Raw genomic sequence first — 22,119 nt, forward strand, 5'->3', positions numbered from 1 at the left:
ACTTTTCTTCTTTCGTTACGGGGGTTACAATAAAAGGATGACAATAAACGGTGGTGGCAACAAATGAACGTTTTTTCTTTAACAGATGACCAATATCATACTATGGAAACAGCGATTGTATCTGTATACCGAGAGATGACAACTTCAAACTATTTAACGGATCGACACCAGTTTGAAATCGCGCAATCTGCTTCTGTCGTCATTGACAGATTAGAGCTAACAACCCAATCGATTGATGCAACCATCATTTTCATTAATGGTGTTTTATCATTAGCCAAAAAGTTTTCAACATACTCTTCGTTTGAACGAAGATTCTCACAGTTTTTCCATGGACTATTGGAGCTACGAAAACAAGACCTTATTGAAAAAGGACGTCAACTTAACAAAGAAGAACATCAATATATTTCAAACGAACTCCTATATCATTATATTGATAACCTTCATCTCCCATCATCCCCTTGGGATAAGGTGATACGGCTATGGTTATTGACGATGACATCAAATGAGCAACTGACGAATTATTTAAACGAATTAAATAAATCACAAGAAAAGTGGCCATCTCATTTTTCTTTATCCCTACTTACAAGTCTTGTCGCTCTTTATATTGGAGATGGGTCTCAATCGCTCTCTTTATTACGTCCATATAAACAAATGTTACGACCACATGACATTTATGATCATTTTTTACTTTTAAAACATACGAAGGAATGGGAAATGCTCCGTCTTTGGTTTGATTATTTTAAGCCTTTTTGGAAGCATGAAAAACTTGGCAAACTCGAAGACATTTATACTGAATCCCTTGTTCATACAAATAGCGAGAGAGAAGATGTTTCCGATATAATTTGGGAAAAATGGCTTCAACAACCGAGTTTTCAAAAATATAAACGATTGAAACAACAATACGGTTTAGGTTCAAATAACCAAAGATTACCTTCATTATTGAACTCTTTAAAGCAACAACTTCATAACCCAGCAACAGAGAGACTATTATTGCAACTTTTGTTACTTGAAGAAAGAGTTGATGAAACTGTTGAGTATTTTCTCATGTTCGAGAAATCACCGCTACAACTAAGTGAGGAAAAAAAACAGTTACTTATTATGATTCAAACCCGTAACCCGAAGGCGGCTATTCCGATTTATCATCAGTTTATTGTTCGGTTAGTGGAACGGAAAACGAGACAACATTACGAAGAAGCCGTCGTTTATATGAAGCAACTTCAAAGCATATATAACACCATTGGAGAAAACGACCAATTTTATGAGTATATTCGTCAACTGAAACAGCTATATAAAACATATCGAGCTTTAATACAGGAGATGAAAACCATTGACTTATCATTATAATCCAAACAAAATCATCCTTCATGGTGGTTGGATCGATAATCATTTGTTTGTATGGGGAGAACAAAAACAACATAAAAAATATCAAGACTTTATCAATTTTCAATATCCGTTTTTATATTCTCCATTTGAATTAAAATTACAATTGTTTCAAAATGATCCAACATCCTATTATGGAACGTTTATTGAAGTGGATAAGGCGATGATCCATGTCCCTATCTTTCAGAGACAATTTCACTCACAAGCCGGAGAAGCAACGGTATATCAAGCCAACAATGAAGATACGTCTTTTCGATTTCCAATTGAAGGTGTAAAAATCGATGTAAACCGTATAGGTCAGCACCTTCCTACATTATTATCATGGAAGAACAGAACAGAATGGATTATTGATGATGACTTACTTTTTTGGATCCGGTTATTAGAAGAAATTGGAGATGAAATTATAGCCGGACAGTTCTTGCCTTCTGTTACAGGCAAATGGCAATTATCAGATTTTGATTTATCGACATGGGAGGCATGTATCCCCCTTTCATCGGTCGCATTATCACATCCAAGCTTATATACATTACAACAAAAACAAGAAGTTCATGACTATGCAATTGAACTAGAACCCATTGTTCAATCGATAACAGATGTTCTGATCCGTCATACTATACAAGTTGACTCAAATGTCAACTCGGCCTTTCAAGCGTTACAATCTGAAAAACCAACTGTTGTGCGAACTCATTTGCAAGCACTCGAAACAAAAGCAACGAAAGTCGAAGAATATATTCAGGAAAATGAATGGCTTGAACAAATCGGCGCTGTTTCTGTTACTCCATTTAAAATTGGCATTGCGGTTGAAGAACCCGTTAATGAAAATGGAAGATGGACAGTTTCCTTATTTGTCCAAGACCGGAATAATCCGAATCATGTTGTGACAATGCAAGATTTGCAAATAGGAAATCATCCATGGCGGACAAATCCAATCCCAACACTTAAGGAAAAAATTGCAATGGCTCAACGGAAAATCCCGTTTCTCGAAAATTTGTCTTCAACAAATCCATCAATCGATGTAACAAAAGAAGAAATCTATTATTTTCTAACTGAACAATATGAACAAATGGTAACGCTCGGGTTTGCCATTGCTGTGCCACAATGGTGGAAAAATCGGACACAGCAATCATTATCTGTTCAAATTGAAATGGATCAAGATGACAAACCCTTTCAACAAACACCTGATCCCATTATGAATTGGGAAAACCTAGCTCAATTTAATTATGAAGTGTCAATTGGGGGGAATGTCATTAGTGAAGAAGACTTTTTAAAACTAGTAGATGAACAACATTCTCTTATCCATGTAAAAGGAAAATGGATGTTTTGGGACCCTCAACAAGCAAAAAAGTTAAAAGCTCAATTAGAAAAACAACAGAAAAGCTCTTATTCTGCCCTACAAGCACTTGATATTACGCAAGAGGACGACGATTTTCATTACGATATAAAATGGAATGAACAGTTTCAACAACTATTACAGGAAGTTTATAATAAAAATGTGCCTATCCATAATACCCCAACATCACTTTGCGGGACATTACGCCCATACCAACAACAAGGAATGTCATGGTTATTACAAATGAGAAAAGTAGGGTTCGGCGCTTGTTTAGCCGATGATATGGGATTAGGAAAATCCATTCAGACCATTGCCTATATTCTATCTGTCATTGAACAAAGTAAACATCTTGATAAAGCTCCTTTTCTACTCATTTGTCCCACTTCTCTCATTGGGAATTGGCATGAAGAGTTAAAGAAGTTTGCACCACTGTTATCCATTTACATTCATCACGGAGCAAGCCGCTTGGCAGAAGATGAATTTACATCAAGTCTTTCTTCAATCGATGTGATTATAACATCTTATGCCCTAGCATTCCGTGACCAAGATATGTTTTTACAGTTCAAGTGGAACGGATTAATTTTAGATGAAGCCCAACATATAAAAAATATTGAAACTAAACAACGTAAAGCGATTAAGAAATTAACAGCTTTTCACCGCCTTGCTTTAACAGGGACACCCATTGAAAATCGTTTGAAAGAATTATGGTCGATTATTGATTTATTAAATCACGGGTATCTTGGCTCGTTCAAACAGTTCACCCAAACGTTCAGCAAAGAAATTGAAGCAATAGATGGGAACAAAGAACGGCTTGAACAGCTACAACAACTAATATCCCCATTTATACTAAGACGGAAAAAGTCAGATGAGTCATTGAAATTGCAACTTCCTGAAAAAAGTGAACAAACTTATCAAGTTGGATTAACAATTGAACAAGCGAGTTTGTACCAAGCAATTATTAATGATTTGTTTTCTTCAATTGATACTCGAACAGAAATCGAAAAACGCGCCTTAATTTTAAGTAGTCTTACAAAATTGAAACAAATTTGTAATCACCCTGCTCAATATTTAAAAGAAAAAGAGTCGCTTGATAATCGGTCAGAAAAATGGGATTTGCTTATGACTCTTGTTGAACAAATTATTGATCGGGATGAAAAACTATTAATCTTTACCCAATTTAAAGAGATGGGCGATTTAATTCAACAAGCACTTTCAAGACAGTTAAAATATGATGTCCCGTTTCTTCATGGAGGATTACAGCGTACAAAACGGGAGCAAATGATTAGTCAGTTCAAAGAAAACGAAAAGATTAAAGTGTTTATTTTATCTTTAAAAGCAGGTGGAGTCGGTTTGAATTTAACCGCCGCCACTCATGTTATTCATTATGATCGTTGGTGGAATCCAGCAGTAGAAAAGCAGGCAACCGACCGTGCTTACCGAATCGGTCAAACCGAAAATGTAACTGTGTATAAATTTATCACAAAAGGAACATTAGAAGAGCGAATCGACGCCATGTTACAGCGAAAAGAAAAACTAGCGGAAGAAGTATTAACAGTTGGAGAAAAGCAACTCTCAGAGTTATCGGTTGATGAGTTAAAAGAATTGCTTGAATTACGATTGTAACCTAAAGTTTTGGGGGATTGACATGCAGGAACATAATTTACAGTCATTTTGGAAAATGCGAGGGACACTCCCTGCGCATACGGAAAGAACAGTGAAAAATAAAGATGGCCTAGACGAGAAGTGGGTCTCCTTTTTAAAAGCAATTGAACAAGCTGGCAAATCTCAATGGAAAGAAAATGATGATAAAGAAGCCTAGGCTAGGCATGCTTAAGGGAAGCCTCTTCGTGTTTTTGCACTGTGGAGGCTTCCCTTTTATCTTTCATTTAAAAGTGACACAGTTTTTTCTTCAACAATTTTCGTATTAAAGCTCATGTTACTTTTGAATTTCTACTGTTTTTTCTACTTTTATTTCACCTTTATTTACTTGTTCACCATTCACTTCGATCGCATCAAGGGAGGCAACAATATGATAAACACCAGGTTGTAGCATTTTATAATTCCACGTATCACTAAAAGTTAACGTCTCACTTGGGGCCAGTTCACTTGTAATCAATGCCATCGTAAACATTTTCCCTTCAGAATATCGATATACTACATCTTGATTTTCATTTTTTACTGTAATTTCAAATTGTTGCCCAGATGGGAATAATATCGATACATCCTCTTCCCCTTTGTTTGTTACTTGAAATAAAAACGAAAGAGCATTTTCTTTTTCCTCGACCTCTAAAGTTAAAGCTAACATCTTCCACATTTGTTCTTCCACGTTTGTTTCCCCTCCATTCACACTTTCATTTGTCCCACAACCGGCTACCATGAAAACAACTAGAAACCAAAACACCCATTTTTTCATTATTATCCCTTCTTCCTTTACTGTTCCTTCCGAAATAATCCGAATACGCCTGCTGTTTCTACAATATTCGTAAACGCCTGTGGATCAACTGATTGAATCACTTGTTTTAAATCATAAAGTTCATACCTTGTAATGACTGTTAGTAACATTTCTTTATCAACTTGTGAGTAGCCACCCTTTGCAGGAAGCCGCGTAATGCCTCGGGTTATTTTTTCATGAATGGCTTCTCTCAGTTCTTCAGGCTTTGTCGTAACTATCATGGCCGTTAGTTTGACATGTCTTGTATGAATCGCATCAATAATTCTTGATGTGACATATAGTGTAACAAGTGTATATAATGCTTTTTCCCAATCAAATAAAAGCCCTGATGTAATGACAATTATGGCATTAAGAACAAAGAAATAAATGCCTAGAGGCCTGTCACTCATCCGGGAAAGAATGAGTGCAATAATATCCAATCCTCCTGTAGAAGCACCGTATTTCAATGTAATACCAGCTCCAACAGCAACGATGACACCCCCAAAAACAGCATTTAGCAATATATCCTGAGAGATTTCAATAATTGGGATAATTTCTAAAAAAAACATCGTAAGCACAACACTAACAAAGCTATACACCGTAAATGCTTTCCCTATTTTCATCCATCCTAAAATAGCGACAGGGATATTTAATAAAAACAACAAGACCCCAGTTGATATCGGTAACACGGTTGCTAGTAGTTGTGCCACCCCAGTAAAACCACTCGCAAACACATTCGCTGGGATTAAAAAAATATTTAAAGCCACAGCTAGCAATATGGCCCCAACGATAATGACAACTAACTTTTTTAAAATTTCCATCTTCCACCTCGTCCTTGGAATTTCTACACTAATTTTTTATCAAACCATTCAACTGTGGATTGAATTCCCGAACGTGAAACTTTATGGTCAACCGACTTTTCTGACATAAATGCTAAATTTTCTCGTTTCGTTTGATACAATGCTTGAACTTGATCATAAAATTTCTTTGAATATGGATATGGCACTACATTATCTTCTTCACCATGCCAAATAAATAATGGACGTTGTTTAAGTGAATCCATTTGTACAGACAAGTCATATTCGGCTAATGCGTTAATTTGCATTTGAATTTCTTGCTCATTCAGTCGAATTCCTTGCTTAGATAATGCTTTAATTTGTTCATTGGCAAAGTGTTGATAATAAGGGGTTCCCATTAAGGAAGCTGCCGCTTTGATCCATGGATATTTTGCTAAAGCTCCGTATGTAATAATACCTCCCATTGATGTCCCAGCCATTCCAACTAATCCATCTAATATAAGTGATTTCCTCTCGAATTCTTCTTTTAAAACACCAATTTCTTTAATAGATTGAACAACCATTTCCCAAAATTTCAATTCTCTTGTCTTATAATCAATAGACCCTTCACGTTCTCCATGATAAATTACATCAGGTAAAATTACCCGATATCCTTTTTCTGCAAGTAGATAGGCATAATGAAGATTATGTTCCTTCGCACTTGTATAACCATGAATAAAAAAAACGAGCGGTAACGGGGCTAGCTGTTGCTGTTCCTGGGCAATATGTAAAACCGGAATCGATGCTACATGTTCTTGTTTAATTGTTATCATATCCATCCACCTTCGTCTCATTCTGAATTCTAGAAAATTATAACATTTTTTTTGACGAAGACGCTAATGTAAAAGGACTAATTTAGGCTTTCTTTGCTAACGGGAAAAGCACTGAAAAGATTTTGCCCTCTCAGTGCTTTCTTTATTATGACGTCTTTTGTTGTTGCTCATTATATCGTTGAATTGCATATAAAGAGCCCTCACTGACCATCTTTGCTTGTTTTTCATCATTCGGATCTGCAATTTCTTTTCGGATGGGTTCCGTTTCTTTGTTTCGTTTTAATTTACTTATAGCTTGTCCACTTATTCTTTTCATTTTACTACGGCTTTTTTTATCTAAAAATAAAATACTCGTGACTCCGACAACAGCAACACTGATTGAACTAATCACAATATTTTTTCCATTCATTTCTATCTCCTCCTATGAATGTGTTAGTATATCAATACCCTTCTTCATTAGTTGTAAACATTCCATCGTATGATTTCTGTGAAGAAGCACATTCTAAGAGTAGCTTCAATAAAAAGGAGGTTTTTTTATGTCTGTCACAAAAGATGATGATAAAAAGAAAAAAGATAATAATGCCAAAAACCAACAAAGAAACCGTCTACGCGAAAAAAACGCCGAGCTTGGTAAACACCAATACTCAAAGAAAACCGACCATTTATAAAAGAAGTTCATTCATTATACTATTGCATTTTAAAAAAACGCATTGGGGTTAACCAATGTGTTTTTTCTTAGATTGGCTTTTCAATTAGACACTTCTCTTCGGTTTGGCCTTGTTTTGTCCAATAGCGCCCTTCTATTGGACACTTCTACTCGTTTTCGCTCTTGTTTTGTCCTTCGTAACCGCGATGAAGGACACTTTCTCCACTTTTCCACCCGCTTTTGTCCTTCATAAACGCGATAAAATTCATCTTCTCTCCAATTCCCCCTTTAAAAAAAGAGTTCAATTCACCCACGAATTGAACTCTTTTTTTACTATTTATATAAATCTTTAATGTCTTTCACGACATTTTCCATTCCTTCATTTGTTTCACCGTGCCATGATAACATGCCACCAGAGAAATTAATCACTTTTTCAAAGCCCTGGTCTTTAAAATATAACGAGACATTTTGGCTACGGCCACCGCTTCGACAAACAAACACATACTCTTTACTTTTATCAAACTCATCAATAACCATCGGGATTGAACTCATTGGAACTAACGGAATGTTAGGGATATGCCCTTCCACATATTCTTCTACTTCCCTTACATCGACAATAACCGTATTGTCGTCTTTTGTTTTTAGTAATTGTTCTAATTCGGATGCCTCAATTTGAGGAATACCATCTCTTTCTTCAGCCATCAATACCCCACCTATCTATTCATTATATACCCCACTTTACCGAAAACCCCACTACGAATGCAAGTTTATCAATCAGACTGTAGTTTTCTCAATTTCCATAACCGATAAATATGACTAACGATGACTTTTAACACCGCATACGTTGGGACAGCTAATATTAACCCGAGTAGGCCTGCAAATCGCCCCGCTGCTAATATGAGGAGAATGATCGTTAATGGATGAATCGCAAGCTTTCGTCCCATGACTTGAGGTGAGATTAAGTTGCTTTCAATTTGTTGGATGACAATAATCACAAGAATAACTAATAACGCCATAAACGGTGAGTGAATTAACCCGACGACAACCGCAGGAATCGTGCCTATCCAAGGTCCAATAAACGGGATAACATTCGTAAACATCGCCACTAACGCAAGCACTAATGGATAATCTAACTTAATAATTAAAAAAGCAATATAAGCTAGAACCCCCACACAAAAACTTACGATAATTTGACCTTGTATGTAAGAACTTAGCGCTTTATCCATATCGCCTAAAATGCGTCTAGCATCTTCTTGTTGCTTTTTCGGAAGCAGCCTTAAAAATTGTGCCGGCGCTTTTTCTCCTTCTTTTAACATATAAAAAAGGACAAATGGGATAATAATGACAATGAGAACTGCATTAGTAATAAATCCAATAAAGGATGCTAAATTTGTTCCAATCGTCGATAACACATTATTAATTGTAGTCGTTAACTCAGAACTAATTTGTTCAAAAGAAAAATTTTCATTTAATTGAAATCGTGCTAAGTATTCATTTTGTTGTAAATTATTTATTAAAGTACGAATTTCATTCATTAAGTGTGGAATGTTTTTCATAAAGCTATTCAGCTGCTTTTGCAATTCTGGACCGACTAATAAAAACAAAAATGTTAAGACGGCCGCCACAATAATATATAAAAGAAGAATCGCGAGCGAGCGTGGCATTTTTTTTGCTAATAAATTTACAAACGGTCGAAATAAATAGTATAAAACACCAGCTAAAATAATAGGTGCAAACAGCGTTTGAATAAGAACCGCAATCGGTCGAAAAATAAAATCAACTAACGTCGATAAGTAAATAATCAACAAAATGATAATTAAAGCATATCCTATTCGAAAATATTTACCTTGAGGCACTCTCCCACCCCTTTGCAATTTAAGCAATTTTTTCCCAATTATAACATGTTTTTTTATTTCTCGTTTGAAATGGTTTTACTTTTTCGTTCTTCTTTTGAAACGACACGTCGGTATTCTGTAGGTGAAATTCCTTCATATTGCTTAAATAACCTCGAAAAATACGTTCCGTCAGAAATACCAACTTCTTTTCCGATCGAATTAATTTTTTTATTTGTACTCGCTAATAGCCGTTTGGCTTGAAGAAGCCGATACTGATTTACATATTGAATCGGTGTGATTCCCATTGTTTTTTGCATGCATCTTGTCACATAATCAGGATGAAACAACAGCTCTTTTGCAATATCATTAATTTTGATTGGCTCTTGATAATGAGCATGGATAAAAGAAACAAGCTGATTTGTCACTTGTTCAGCACTAGTCGGAATTGTAATAGCTTCCAGTTGTAGCAATCTCATGCATTCACTAAAAACCATTTGCTCCTTTAGTTGATTGGCTGGATCTTTTTCATCTCCTAATGCAATTAACTGTGACAACTCTCGCAGTAAAGTTTCTCCATTGCGCAAAGGTGCATATTTAGGAATTTGAAATTCAAATAAAGCTGGACGAGTATATGTCCCTTCTCGCTTTACTATTTTCGACCAATCAATTTCCTCTTGTTCTTTTACGACATACCCCTCTGGTAGTGAAAAATGGACCCAATCATACACCGTATCTTCTGTACAAGGATATGTACCAGAATGCTCTAAGCCTGGTGATAAAATCAAATACTCGTTAGGCATTATGTTATAACTAATCCCCTCTTCTTGAATATGTAAACACCCTGTTTTCACTACGATTAAATCAAAAACAGAAAATCCAGAACGATAAAAATGTTTATCTCCTTTTTTAAACAATGCTTCTCCTGCTTTAATAAACGTCGGATAAGGGGGACAACTGAACGATAATATACTCATTTTTCTCACTCCAAAATTGGAAATAAAAAAGTCGGATTTGTTAAAGGTGAATCGTGTTTTTATCTATCTATTGTACCACGTTCAAAGTATACTTATATTACTTTTGTTATCACTTTATTTTTTATGAAATCAGGAGGGTTACCATGCCTAAAGAAACAAACAACACAAAAAAACTAACTCTCTTTGCCTTAACATGGCCAATATTCATTGAGATTTTCCTTCATATGCTTATGGGGAGTGCCGATACATTGATGCTCAGTCAATATTCAGATGAAGGGGTAGCCGCTGTTGGTGTCGCAAACCAAGTGCTCTCACTCATCGTCGTTATGTTTGGATTTATTGCAGTTGGAACGAGTGTGCTCATTGCTCAATATATTGGGGCTAGACAAGAACAAGAAGCAGGGCGTATTGCTGTTGTTTCTCTTGTTGCTAACTTTGCTTTTGCGCTTTTATTAAGTATCGGAATTGCTTTATTTAGTTCTCCTATTTTAAAATTGATGAATATTCCAGCTGAACTAATGGAACCTGCCATGATTTATTTAATTATTGTCGGTGGTTTCTCCTTCGTTCAAGCGTTATTAATGACAGCTGGGGCCATCATTAAAAGCCACGGTTTCACAAAGGATGCGATGTATGTCACGATTGGGATGAATGTCTTGAATGTTATCGGGAACTATCTCGTATTATTCGGTCCATTTGGATTCCCCGTATTAGGAGTGACAGGTGTTGCAATATCAACAACAGTCAGTCGTGGAATTGGTCTTATAATTCTTATGGTTATTTTGTATAAACGAGTAAATGGAGATTTACCTTTTTCCTTTTTACGCAAATATCCGAAAAAACAGCTTGGCGATTTATTAAAAATTGGTGTTCCTTCTGCTGGTGAGCATATTTCATACAACTCGTCCCAGCTGATGATTACATTTTTTATCGCGATGTTAGGAACAGAAGCGTTAACTACAAAAGTGTATGCTCAAAATTTAATGATGTTTATTAGTTTATTTTCCATTGCAGTTAGCCAAAGTACCCAAATCTTGATAGGACACCAAGTAGGCGCTGGAAAAATAAAAGAAGCTTATCAACGTTGTATTAAAAGTTTAAATATCGCGATTTTGATCTCATTAGTCATGGCCGGTGTCTTTTCTTTATTTCGAGAAGATTTGCTTGGCATTTTCACGAGCAATTCAGACATTATTGCGCTCGGAAGTATACTCATCTTATTAACAATTATTTTAGAACCAGGCCGTGCTTTTAACCTGGTTGTTATTAACTCGCTTCGAGCAGCTGGTGATGTGAGATTCCCAGTGTATATGGGGATTTTATCGATGTGGGGTGTCGCCGTTCCTCTTTCTTATATCCTCGGTATCCACTTTGGATTAGGATTAATTGGGGTTTGGATTGCATTTATCGCCGATGAGTGGTTACGTGGTGTAATTATGCTCCTTCGTTGGAAAGGGAAAAAGTGGCAAAACATGGCGTTTGTTTCAAAAAAAGACCGACAAACTGCATGATTGGATCGTTGGTTGAAATTTAAGAGATTTGCTGTACAATTTTAAACAGGACATATAAAAAAGGGGGCTTCCCCTTTTTAATTTTACTTACACACTAGGAGGAATTATATGAAACGCATATTACAACTTTTGCTTATTACAATGCTTTCCCTGTTCTTTGTTGCCGCTTGTGGTCAAGACGAAGACCCTATCGACTCAAATGAAACGACAAATGGAATTGATACAGAACAAAACGGAGACATCATTGAAAACGAACCAGTAGAAGAGGACGAGTTAATAGAAGAAGAGCCAAATGAAAACACTACTGAAACAGATGAACAAGAGGTCGTTGAAGAAACAGTTTCTTCTCATTCTGTATGGCTTGTCTTTTCTGATCAAGATGTCATGGATATGTACCGCATTCCTGTTACAGTAGAAGCTACACAAAGCGAATTATATATAAAGACTTTTGAGGCATGGATTGAAGGTCCAAAAGAAGAGGGACTCGTCTCTTTACTACCTGACAATGTATCTGTTCAATCGGTTACAATAGAAAATAACATTCCTCATGTTTCATTTTCAAAAGAACTATTAAATGCGAATCTAGGATCAGGTACAGAAGCAATGTTACTAGACCAAATTGCACTTATCATGGAACAGTTTGGATACAATCAAACGCAAATCCTTGTTGACGGTGAAATTTCCCCTTCACTATTTGGTCACGTTAGTACAGATACACCGATTCAAGTTGATTCGATTGAAACGTATCAACAATGGGATGAATAATATATTTTCACATAAAGCTGTCGAATGACAGCTTTTTTCTTTTCCACAACATGAATCGTTAGAGAACTGTAATCCCGTTCTTACAGACATTTGCTCCGTTTTTTCATAAAATAGCAGAATAAATATCCGCAACTTGAAGTGTAAAAAAGGAAATTGTCGGCATACTAACAAACAGGTATGTTTAAGGCGTATTATCTTTTTATAGCCATTCATGATTTTATATCTAATTTCCTATTTTTATAGATTTTCCCATATTCATGTCGTTATTCTTTGACAAAACAAGCTCTTCTTCTATAAAATTGGACTAGGTGAATCTTTGTTCATCAAATGTTCATCAAAAAAATACATAATAAGGGGGACACAACTTAATGAAGAAACTTAAGTTTTTATTCGTTTCAATTCTTGCTACAGCAACGCTCGCAGCATGTGGCGGTGGTGACGCTACAGAATTGCAAATGGGTACCGGAAGTACTGGGGGTACGTATTATCCATTAGGACAAGAAATGGCGACAGTTATGAATGACAATGTTGACGTTGAAGGCTTTAACGTTAGTGCTGTTGCTTCTGGTGCATCTGTTGAAAACCTTGCGAAAATTGGCCGTGGCGAATTTCAACTAGGTATGACAGTTCATTTACCAGCTCTTGATGCTGCAAACGGTGAAGGTGAGTTTGCAGATGGTGCAATTGAGAATTTCGGCTTTATGGGTCATATTTATCCTGAGGTAATGCAAGTTGTAACGACAGAAGGAACTGGAATTACATCGATTGCAGATTTAGCAGGAAAGAAAGTAGCGATTGGACCACCAGGAAGTGGAACACAATCTGCTGCCAAGCTAATTTTAGAAGCATACGGAATTCAAGATGGTGACTATGAAGCACTAGAAGAAGGCTTTGGAGATGCTGCAGGTCGCTTACAAGATGGACAGCTTGATGCTTCATTTGGTCTATTAGGTCTTCCAGCAGGTAACATCATTGATATTTCCACGCAACGTGATGTCGTCATTTTACCGATCGAAGGTGAAGCACTAGACTACATCGAAGCAAACAGCGGATATGCTGGTTATGAAATCCCAGCTGATTCCTATGACTTCTTAGATGCACCTGTCATGACAGTAACAGCATATGCTGTTCTTGTTGGGTCTACAGATGAGATCAATGAAGACTTAGGGGATGACATTGTAAAATCTCTTTATGAAAATGCTGGTGGCATTTCTCACCAACAAGGAACACACTTAACAATCGAAAATGTATTAAATGGTTCAGATGGTTTACCAATGCACCCTGGTGCTGAAAAGTACTTTAGAGAAATTGGAATTCTAAACTAACCATCAATAAAGGACCGGGCAAACTGTCCGGTCTTTTTTTTCGCTTAAGATATCGCTGACGAAAAAAGAGGATTATTAAGGTGACTAGTTGTAATTTATACTCTACTTTGTTTATGATGAGAAAGGTCCTTTATCCATATCCCCTCTTTTCGTCAGGGTACTATTATTTTAAGGTGGTGAACCTCATGTCAAAAGAACAACAAGATTCAAATGCTCAAGAATTGTTAGCTAAATATGACCGAGAATCAGCATACCGTATGAATTTAAAAAAATGGGCTTGGGTCGTAACAATCCTAGCCATATCCTTGACTATTTTCCAGTTATATACGGCTTTTCGAGGTCCTTATGTTTCATTAGTTCAAGGTGCGATTCATTTAGGAAGTGCATTAGGGTTAATTTTTATTTTATATCCAGCCAAGCGGTCCAATTTAAAAAAAGCTGGGGTACCATGGTATGATGTTATACTTGCTTTCTTAGCAATGGGTTCGTGTTTTTATATTGTTTATAATTATCAACGCTTAGTATCCGAAGCAATTATTCGTGGTTATACAGATTTAGATGTATTTGTCGCGATTACAGGTGTATTATTATTACTTGAGGCGACGAGACGAGCGGTAGGTTTACCTATCGTCATTATCGCTGGCCTAGCTCTTGCCTACGGAATGTGGGGACGTGGCATCCCGATTTTCGGTCATGCTGGGTTTAGTCCAGAGCGGTTATTTACAAGTATGTTTTTTACATCTGAAGCTGTGTTTGGGATTCCAATTCAAATCTCATCAACATTTATATACTTATTTTTATTCTTTGGTGTCATGTTAGTAAAAACGGGTATTGGACAATTTTTTAATGACCTTGCTTTTGGGGCCACAGGAAGAATGACTGGTGGAACCGCAAAAGCAGCGGTAACTGCTAGTGCTCTACAAGGGATGGTAACCGGAAGTTCAGTTGCAAACACGGTCGGTTCAGGGTCATTTACGATTCCCATGATGAAACGAGCTGGCTTTAAGCCAGAGTTTGCTGCAGCAGCTGAAGCTTCCGCATCTACTGGTGGTCAAATTATGCCACCAATCATGGGTGCTGCTGCATTTATTATGGCCGAATATACAGGTACACCATATAGTGACATTATTATTATTGCGATTATACCGGCGCTTCTTTATTTTTCTGGTGTGTTTATGGGGACTCATTTTGAAGCGAAAAAACGTGGCATTCTTGGTTTAACAAAAGATCAACTTCCGACATTTACTGGTTTAATGAAACGAATTGATTTACTCTTGCCACTCTTTGCGATTATCGGTTTATTACTAGCCGGATATACAGCAACAACCGCAGCACTTTGGGGGATTTTTGCCGCCTTTTTCATTTCACTATTCCGCAAAGACACAAGAATGTCTGTACTTGGCGTTTTAGATGCGCTTGAACAAGGGGCACGTGTCGCTCTCCCTGTTATTGCCGCTTGTGCTAGTGCAGGTATTATTGTTGGTATTGTTGTTATTACAGGACTTGGTGGAAAAATTGCCGGAGGAATTTTGCAATTAGCAAATGGAAACTTATTCCTTCTCTTATTCTTTACAATGATCGCTTGTATTTTACTTGGGATGGGACTTCCAACAACGGCTAACTATGTTGTGACAGCTTCGATGGCAGCACCAGCACTCATTGCCTTTGATATCCCGGTTATGGCTGCTCATATGTTCGTCTTTTACTTTGGTATTGTGGCTGACATTACACCGCCAGTATGTTTAGCGGCGTATGCAGGGGCAGGAATTGCGAGGGCGAATCCGATGAAGTCAGGGGTGAACGCCTTAAAGCTGGCGATTGCCGCCTTTATTATTCCATATGCGTTCGTCTATAGTCCTGTCCTTGTCTTGCAAGATTGGACGTTCGCGACATTAATTCCGCCATTAATTACAGCTTTAATTGGGATGATGGCGATTAGTGCAGCTATGATGAACTACTTTATTACATCACCAAAAATTTACGAGCGAATTCTTTTATTCGTTTCAGGATTATTGCTTATTTATCCTGGTGACCTTCGTGTTTCACTACCTGGACTTGGAGTATTAATTTTAATTACTGTCCTTCAATATGTGAGAAGTAAAAAGAATGAAGGAACACAAGCAAATGCATAAAGAATAAGTTTTCAAAGCCTCAGAAAAACTGTGGAGACTTTCTCAACAGCCAAAAGGCCAAATCGATGATTTGGCCTTTTTATTTTTTTATCGGACATCGGTTCCGCTATTCCATCGATTATCAAGTCAATTCAAAACCTATCGGACACCCGTTCCGTTACTTGACTCGATTCTAGTCAAAACACTAAAAAAAAAGTGAATTGACGGAACAGATGTCCATAGGCTCTGTCTTAGTGGATGTTTTAGAAGGAATAACGGAATAAATGTCCGATAGCACAAAAACTCTCTCTCCTATTCCTGAAACACATCAAAATTACCCCATAACCCTTCAAGTTGCTTTAATCTTTTTTCAACCTTTTCATGTTCAGACCGCGTCACCGCCGTTATGATTGCGCTTACGATACTAAACGGAGCTGCGAATGAATCAATAAAAGAATTGATTTCAGTTGATGCTAATAAGGTGTTGTCTCCATATGGGACAAGGGGTGACATCATATGGTCTGTAATGACAATCGTCTTTGCTCCCCTTGTTTTCACGTATTTTAAAACTTCCACTGTTCTTTTTGTATATCTTGCAAATCCAAAGCCAATCACAACGTCTTCATCTGATATATCAAGCAAATGCTCTGATACCCCATCTGCTTGTTGTACTAACTCTGTATTTTGTAATACTAAGTCAAGATAAAATTGCAGAAACATTCCTAAGCTTGCCGCACTTCGATAAGCAATAATATAAACTCTTTTAGCGTTTATTATGTCTTGCACTGTTTGCTGAAAAACAGATTCATCCATTTGAGAAATGGTAGATTTTAAGTTTTGAATATCATCAGATAACACTTCTTTTAACGCACTTTCTGGGTTATCATTTTCATCTGTTGTCCTAGCAAACACTTCAGCTGACGTCCATTTTCGTTGAAGCGCTTCCTGAAGATGCCTTTGAAAATCTGGGTATCCACTATATTGTAAAAAAACAGCAAACCGAACGACAGTCGCTTCTCCTACTCCCGAATATTTCGCTAGCTTTGAAGCGGTTAAAAAAGGGGCCGTTTCTGGGTGGCTAGTTAAATAATTTGCGATCTTTTTTTGTGATTTGCTCATCTTTGATTGCTTTGCAATCATACGTTGATATACTTCACTTTCTAGCATCCGTCTCCCTCCCTCCTGTCACCTCTTCTCTTTATACTACAACAAATAGGAGATCTATACCATGACAGAACACTTAACTTTCCTCTTCTTCATGAAAAACAAACTCAAATATTATAGTAAAATATGAAATATACACTTCATTTTTCTATAAATGGAAGGATTTCTTTCTTTTTTGACGGCATTTTACTATTCTTGATATAATGATTTTGTCAAATCATAGAAAAACGAAGGAGGGCAATACGATGGCACAACCTAAGTACATTATGAACATTGACAAGCTAGACTATATACCTGAGGACCAAAGAAAGAAATTAAAAGCAATTACGGACAAGTTTGTTTTTCGTGTCAATGAGTATTATTTAAGTTTAATTGATTGGAATAATCCGAACGATCCTATACGTAAACTCGTTATCCCTAACGAAGGTGAACTAGAGGAATATGGGCGCTGGGATGCTTCCGATGAGGACACGAACTACGCTGTACCTGGCTGTCAACACAAGTATTCGACGACAGCTCTATTAATCTGTTCTGAAGTTTGCGGAGCTTACTGTCGATACTGTTTTAGAAAAAGATTGTTCCGGAACGATGTAAAAGAAGCGATGTCTGATGTCGATCCTGGATTAGACTATATCGCTAATACACCTGAAATTAACAATGTGTTATTAACTGGTGGAGACCCTCTTATTCTAGCAACAAAGAAATTACGTTATATTATTGAAAGATTACGTTCGATTGACCATGTTAAGATTATTCGAATCGGATCAAAACTACCGGTATTTAATCCAATGAGAATTTATGAAGATGAAGAGTTACTCTCATTAATTCGTGAATATTCTACACCTGATAATCGCATTTATATTATGGCACACATTAATCACCCAGTAGAAATTACCGAAGAAGCAAAAAGAGGCTTTAAAGCGCTTCATGATGCTGGTGCGATTGTCGTCAACCAAACGCCTGTATTACGGGGCATTAATGATGACCCTGAAGTACTTGGTTCACTACTCGATAAATTATCGTGGGCTGGTGTAACACCATATTATTTCTTTATTAATCGACCAGTTGCTGGGAATCGCGACTTTGTCCTTTCATTAAAAGAAGCGTACGAGATTGTAGAACAAGCAAAAGCGAAAACATCTGGCCTTGGGAAACGCGTCAGACTTTCAATGAGTCACACATCAGGAAAAATTGAAATTTTAGCGATTGAAGACGGAAAAGCCTATTTAAAATATCATCAGTCTCGTGATGGTAATTATGGTAAGTTTATGGTATTGGATTGCCCTGATGATGCTGCTTGGTTCGATGATTTACCAGGCAATGAACAATATTGGGATAAGCCTAAAAAACGGACAGAAGAAGTTGTTTCTGTAAATGAACTTCCTGATGTACCACAAGGAAAAAAAGCATTAGTAAGAAACTAAAGTGTAGGGGTGTCACAAGGTCGATTGTCGTTGTGACACCCCTTTTTTTCTATACTTTATATTGTTCCACTAAGTTTTGAAGTTGTTCAGCACGGGCACTAAGTTCATTTGCTGAAGACGTAATTTCTTGCATAGAAGCAAGCTGTTGTTCGGTCGACGCTGCAACCGTTTGAGTATTTCCTTCCGTTACTTTTGTTTTCGTCGCGGTATCTTCAATCGACACTCGCAATTTCTTCATTTTATCCATTATACTAGAGGACACTCCGGTAACTTCACTAATTTCTTTTCCTACTTGTTTTGTTGCTTCTAAAATCGTTAAAAAGGTTTTTTCTGTATTTACAGCTATTTCTACTCCTTCTTTTGCCTCTTGATTCACGTGTTCCATCGCTTCCATTGTTTGTGCAGTATCATTTTTTATTGCTGAAAGCAACACTTGAATTTGCTTTGCTGCATGTGAAGACTGTTCTGCTAATGTTCTCACTTCACTAGCAACAACAGCAAACCCCTTTCCATGTTCTCCTGCCCTTGCAGCTTCAATGGCTGCATTTAAAGCAAGTAAATTGGTTTGGTCCGCAATGCCTGTTATCGCATGAATCATTGTACCGATATGATTTGATCGTTCTCCTAAATCTTTAATTATTGTTGTTGTTTGAACGACTGCTTCATCAATCGTTTTCATTTGTTGAATTGCTTTTTGGATATTTTTTTCGCCTAATTCAGCTTGCTCATTTGCATACTTTGACGAATCTGATACTTTATTTGCTCTCGATGTAATCGCTACAATTCCTTTATCGACATCAACCGTCGAATCAACATTTTCATTGGAACTTTTTAGTTGTTGTTCAACTACAGATGCAACTTCCTCAACTGATGAAGAGATTTGTCCTGTTGCTTCTGTTGCTTCTTCTATCGTTGCTACTAGTTGTTGGGAAGACGCTCCTACTTCTTGGGACAATGATTGACTATTGACGACAATATGACGGAACGAATGTAACATTTTATTGATTGAGATCGCTATCTTTTGCATTTCATCATTTGAAGTCAATGATACTTCTTCTCGCAAGTCGAAATTCGCAATCTTTCCAGTTATTTCTTCGATTTTTTGTACATTTTCTTGAACAGATCGATAGAATCCAATGAATAAATAAATCATAAAAATAGAAACAAACAATACAATCGATAATGTTATGTTACGGATCATGACTAAACTAGTAATTTTTTGGTCTAATGATGCTGCTAATACATTTTCTTGTAACAAAATTAAGTCAAAAACACTGTTAATCGTTTCTGTCGTTAATTGAAAGTATTCTTGTTGCGAAATCGTAATCGTTTCTGTTTCAATAATTTCTCTGTCGATTATATTTGTGATCTGCAATGCTTTTGCTATTGCTTGTTCACTCGCAACACTTAATTGTGCTTGTAGTTGTGGATTATATGTGAAGATGGCATCATAGCTTTTTGTCGTATCAGAAAGATAAGTATCTAACAATCTCGTTAAATAGACGAGTTGAATTTCTTCTTCATGCGTCATTTCTTTATTTGTGATAACTCTCGAACCTACAGCACGAGCCGTTCCCATAAATTCCGTAATTTGTGGCAAGTTTTGGACAAGTAAAAAGATACTATAGTTATTTTCTAAATCCGAATCTAAACGTAAGTTGGATTCATCTGCAATCAATCCAATTTCCTCTATCATTAAAGCAATCAATTCATTATGACTTTGAATCGATTCACTAACCGTATAATTGAACACATCGGATTCTATATGATTCCAGTCTTCCATAATATTTTTCCACGATTCTTTAGTCGTGTAATCATGTTTAGCTTCTCCTAGTAAATAGCCAACGGTTTGGATATGCTCATTCACTTCTTGTTGTTTCGTTATTACTTGATTCTCTACGGTTTTATCACCTGATAAATAAGTAACAGTTAAACCACGATGTTGTTGAGTTGACTGAATAAGAGGATAAACAGCTTCTAGTAGCATTAACCCCTCTTTTTCTTTTTTTGTGAACGCTAACTCTGCTTGTAAGTTAGTAGTTGTTATGATTGATAATATGACAATAGGAATAAAAACAACCAAAAAGATAAGAGCAAACTTTTTTGCATAACTCAACTTGTTTAATATTGAAACGACTGGCTTAAATATCATTTCTTTCTCTCCTTTTATGATATAATCAGACTATTACTAAAGTCCTTTGTTTCGATTTTATTATAAAACTTTAAATAAGAAAGTGATTTTTATCACACGTTAAAATGTGGCAATTGTTTCTTTTGTTATTTATGTTTACGAAACTTTGACAGTACGATAAAATCATAGAATACACTATAGCATCTACCTAGAGGTGAGACATGAACAAATTTATTTATTTTGCAATCATTCTCTTTTTATTAGCAGGCTGTTCTACTGTTTCACAAGAGAAGGAAGATATAGATATTCATATGATGGAAAACGAAGACATCCGAGTCTCTTATCTACAAATGATCCCTGAAGAGCAAGATGGGGAGTCTGGCTTCTCTGTTTATTTTTCTATTGAACAACTTGGTTCTACTCCTATCACAGAAGACAACTACACATTTACATTACAACGGACAATTACAGATTATGAAGGCAATGCTTATGAAACGTTAACGAATGAGCGGATGACCGTCGATTTTGAAGGAGATCCTTTACCAGAAGGAATTGTTTATTTTAAACAGTTTTTTACTCCTGAAATCATTGAGGAAACATCGATTCTTCCTGTTAGTTTCTTTACAAAGCCAATTTATCAGCGTGACATTATTTTTGAATCAATTAGCTTTGACCAAGCACATGAACCAATTCATAATAATGGGTTAACGATTCATAAATTTGAAGTGGACAAGGATAAATTATCGATTGTTTTGGAAGATATCCATCCTGTTAATGGGCTAAAAATGACTTTAATTAAAGACGGGGAAGAGCTTTACCCACTATCCTCCCTGACACATGTTAGCGATGATAACAATCATATGTCGGTGCAATTTCAATTTGCTCAACCGATTCCTGACCCTTTTACTATTAAACTTTCACGCCATCGCATTGAAGAAATCATCTGGGAGTTTCCGTTTGAACTTGAAGTAGAATAATAAGAAAAACGCGGAGCGTCTTTTCGTTTCAAGCGAAGTGCGGAGCCCTGCCCGCTTTTGACAGTGAACCCCAAGTGCTCTTCTTGGGGTGAAACGGGCAGGTACGCACCCTTCGCTCTTCTTGAATAAGCTTTCAAAGCTTCACTGTTCGACCAAAAGTTTTAAGATAAACTGAGCGAGGAAACCCACTCACTTAGTCCTTTTTTGTTTCCTGCAAATCTGAAAGCCTGTACTCTACTCCATGTACCCCTTTATAAAACTCAGGATACATTTCTCCTCCACAAGCTTCACAGAAAAACATTGGTGGTATCATCGGATTGCCACCATCCATTAACCAAAAACTCATACCATTTCAAAAGGTATCTTTTCCTTTTCATGACCCACTAAACAAATAAGCTGATAGAAGCCCTCTTTTAGACACTTCTATCTAGGGGATGCATCTCATTTGTATGAAGGACACTTTCGCTTCGTTTTCTCCTTGTTTTGTCCTTCATCGCCTTTATGAA

19 protein-coding genes are annotated in these 22,119 nt (G+C 36.7%); 10 read left to right on the top strand and 9 right to left on the bottom strand.

Translation table 11 applies throughout. The features are described from left to right. The first annotated feature begins 63 nt into the window (after window positions 1-63). The 3 genes from T323_RS0123390 to T323_RS29045 are packed head-to-tail and all read left to right on the top strand — an operon-like array spanning window position 64 to window position 4,529. Window positions 64-1,344: a hypothetical protein gene (locus T323_RS0123390; RefSeq protein ID WP_026675445.1), complete on the top strand. Its 1,281-nt coding sequence runs from the start codon at window positions 64-66 to the stop codon at window positions 1,342-1,344. Further along, window positions 1,328-4,333 (top strand): DEAD/DEAH box helicase, encoded by a 3,006-nt coding sequence (locus tag T323_RS0123395; RefSeq protein WP_026675446.1) that lies wholly within the window; start codon window positions 1,328-1,330, stop codon window positions 4,331-4,333. Before T323_RS0123390 ends, T323_RS0123395 begins: the two co-directional genes overlap by 17 nt. Before the next feature lie 22 nt (window positions 4,334-4,355). Next, a complete protein-coding gene (locus tag T323_RS29045; RefSeq protein ID WP_156942520.1) occupies window positions 4,356-4,529 on the top strand; it encodes a hypothetical protein in 174 nt (57 codons plus the stop codon). 117 nt (window positions 4,530-4,646) lie between these two features. On the opposite strand, the gene T323_RS0123405 is transcribed toward T323_RS29045, so the two are convergent. From T323_RS0123405 to T323_RS0123420, 4 genes are all read right to left on the bottom strand, one after another. Beyond that, the gene (locus tag T323_RS0123405) at window positions 4,647-5,123 is read right to left on the bottom strand and encodes a BsuPI-related putative proteinase inhibitor (protein WP_026675447.1); all 477 of its coding nucleotides are present in this window, start codon (window positions 5,121-5,123) and stop codon (window positions 4,647-4,649) included. 17 nt (window positions 5,124-5,140) lie between these two features. Further along, the gene (locus tag T323_RS0123410; protein WP_026675448.1) at window positions 5,141-5,962 is read right to left on the bottom strand and encodes a YitT family protein; all 822 of its coding nucleotides are present in this window, start codon (window positions 5,960-5,962) and stop codon (window positions 5,141-5,143) included. Window positions 5,963-5,985: 23 nt separating this feature from the next. Then, window positions 5,986-6,750: an esterase gene (yjfP, locus tag T323_RS0123415; RefSeq protein ID WP_026675449.1), complete on the bottom strand. Its 765-nt coding sequence runs from the start codon at window positions 6,748-6,750 to the stop codon at window positions 5,986-5,988. A gap of 145 nt (window positions 6,751-6,895) precedes the next feature. After that, the gene (locus tag T323_RS0123420) at window positions 6,896-7,159 is read right to left on the bottom strand and encodes a YbyB family protein (RefSeq protein WP_026675450.1); all 264 of its coding nucleotides are present in this window, start codon (window positions 7,157-7,159) and stop codon (window positions 6,896-6,898) included. Between the two features lie 127 nt (window positions 7,160-7,286). Between T323_RS0123420 and T323_RS28595 the strand changes: the two genes are divergently transcribed. Continuing rightward, on the top strand, window positions 7,287-7,418 hold the full coding sequence (locus T323_RS28595) for a DUF3941 domain-containing protein (protein ID WP_084309388.1): 132 nt from the start codon (window positions 7,287-7,289) through the stop codon (window positions 7,416-7,418). A 311-nt stretch (window positions 7,419-7,729) separates the two neighbouring features. Here the strand turns inward: T323_RS28595 and T323_RS0123435 are convergent, their stop codons facing one another. The 3 genes from T323_RS0123435 to T323_RS0123445 form a co-directional block, all read right to left on the bottom strand. Next, complete coding sequence (locus tag T323_RS0123435) at window positions 7,730-8,098, bottom strand: rhodanese-like domain-containing protein (protein WP_026675451.1); 369 nt, start codon at window positions 8,096-8,098, stop codon at window positions 7,730-7,732. Between the two features lie 68 nt (window positions 8,099-8,166). Continuing rightward, window positions 8,167-9,252 (bottom strand): AI-2E family transporter, encoded by a 1,086-nt coding sequence (locus tag T323_RS0123440; RefSeq protein ID WP_026675452.1) that lies wholly within the window; start codon window positions 9,250-9,252, stop codon window positions 8,167-8,169. Between the two features lie 53 nt (window positions 9,253-9,305). Then, complete coding sequence (locus T323_RS0123445) at window positions 9,306-10,205, bottom strand: AraC family transcriptional regulator (protein ID WP_026675453.1); 900 nt, start codon at window positions 10,203-10,205, stop codon at window positions 9,306-9,308. A 143-nt stretch (window positions 10,206-10,348) separates the two neighbouring features. Here T323_RS0123445 and T323_RS0123450 point away from each other — a divergent pair, with 143 nt between their 5' ends. The 4 genes from T323_RS0123450 (at window position 10,349) to T323_RS0123465 (ending at window position 15,938) form a co-directional block, all read left to right on the top strand. Next, complete coding sequence (locus tag T323_RS0123450; RefSeq protein WP_026675454.1) at window positions 10,349-11,716, top strand: MATE family efflux transporter; 1,368 nt, start codon at window positions 10,349-10,351, stop codon at window positions 11,714-11,716. 108 nt (window positions 11,717-11,824) lie between these two features. Further along, the gene (locus T323_RS0123455; RefSeq protein WP_026675455.1) at window positions 11,825-12,481 is read left to right on the top strand and encodes a GerMN domain-containing protein; all 657 of its coding nucleotides are present in this window, start codon (window positions 11,825-11,827) and stop codon (window positions 12,479-12,481) included. A 368-nt stretch (window positions 12,482-12,849) separates the two neighbouring features. Beyond that, window positions 12,850-13,806 carry a TAXI family TRAP transporter solute-binding subunit gene (locus tag T323_RS0123460; RefSeq protein ID WP_026675456.1) on the top strand — a complete coding sequence of 319 codons (957 nt, stop codon included), beginning with the start codon at window positions 12,850-12,852 and terminating at the stop codon, window positions 13,804-13,806. Window positions 13,807-13,991: 185 nt separating this feature from the next. Beyond that, on the top strand, window positions 13,992-15,938 hold the full coding sequence (locus tag T323_RS0123465) for a TRAP transporter permease (RefSeq protein ID WP_026675457.1): 1,947 nt from the start codon (window positions 13,992-13,994) through the stop codon (window positions 15,936-15,938). A 291-nt stretch (window positions 15,939-16,229) separates the two neighbouring features. On the opposite strand, the gene T323_RS0123470 is transcribed toward T323_RS0123465, so the two are convergent. Beyond that, window positions 16,230-17,084 (bottom strand): MurR/RpiR family transcriptional regulator, encoded by an 855-nt coding sequence (locus T323_RS0123470; RefSeq protein ID WP_026675458.1) that lies wholly within the window; start codon window positions 17,082-17,084, stop codon window positions 16,230-16,232. Between the two features lie 242 nt (window positions 17,085-17,326). Here T323_RS0123470 and T323_RS0123475 point away from each other — a divergent pair, with 242 nt between their 5' ends. After that, window positions 17,327-18,505 carry a KamA family radical SAM protein gene (locus tag T323_RS0123475; protein WP_026675459.1) on the top strand — a complete coding sequence of 393 codons (1,179 nt, stop codon included), beginning with the start codon at window positions 17,327-17,329 and terminating at the stop codon, window positions 18,503-18,505. Between the two features lie 49 nt (window positions 18,506-18,554). On the opposite strand, the gene T323_RS0123480 is transcribed toward T323_RS0123475, so the two are convergent. After that, window positions 18,555-20,657: a methyl-accepting chemotaxis protein gene (locus T323_RS0123480; protein WP_026675460.1), complete on the bottom strand. Its 2,103-nt coding sequence runs from the start codon at window positions 20,655-20,657 to the stop codon at window positions 18,555-18,557. 200 nt (window positions 20,658-20,857) lie between these two features. Here T323_RS0123480 and T323_RS0123485 point away from each other — a divergent pair, with 200 nt between their 5' ends. Further along, on the top strand, window positions 20,858-21,613 hold the full coding sequence (locus tag T323_RS0123485; protein WP_026675461.1) for a membrane lipoprotein lipid attachment site-containing protein: 756 nt from the start codon (window positions 20,858-20,860) through the stop codon (window positions 21,611-21,613). Window positions 21,614-22,119 lie beyond the last annotated feature (506 nt).

This window comes from Alkalihalobacillus bogoriensis ATCC BAA-922 (assembly GCF_000621445.1).
Lineage (GTDB): Bacteria > Bacillota > Bacilli > Bacillales > Bacillaceae_F > Bacillus_AO > Bacillus_AO bogoriense.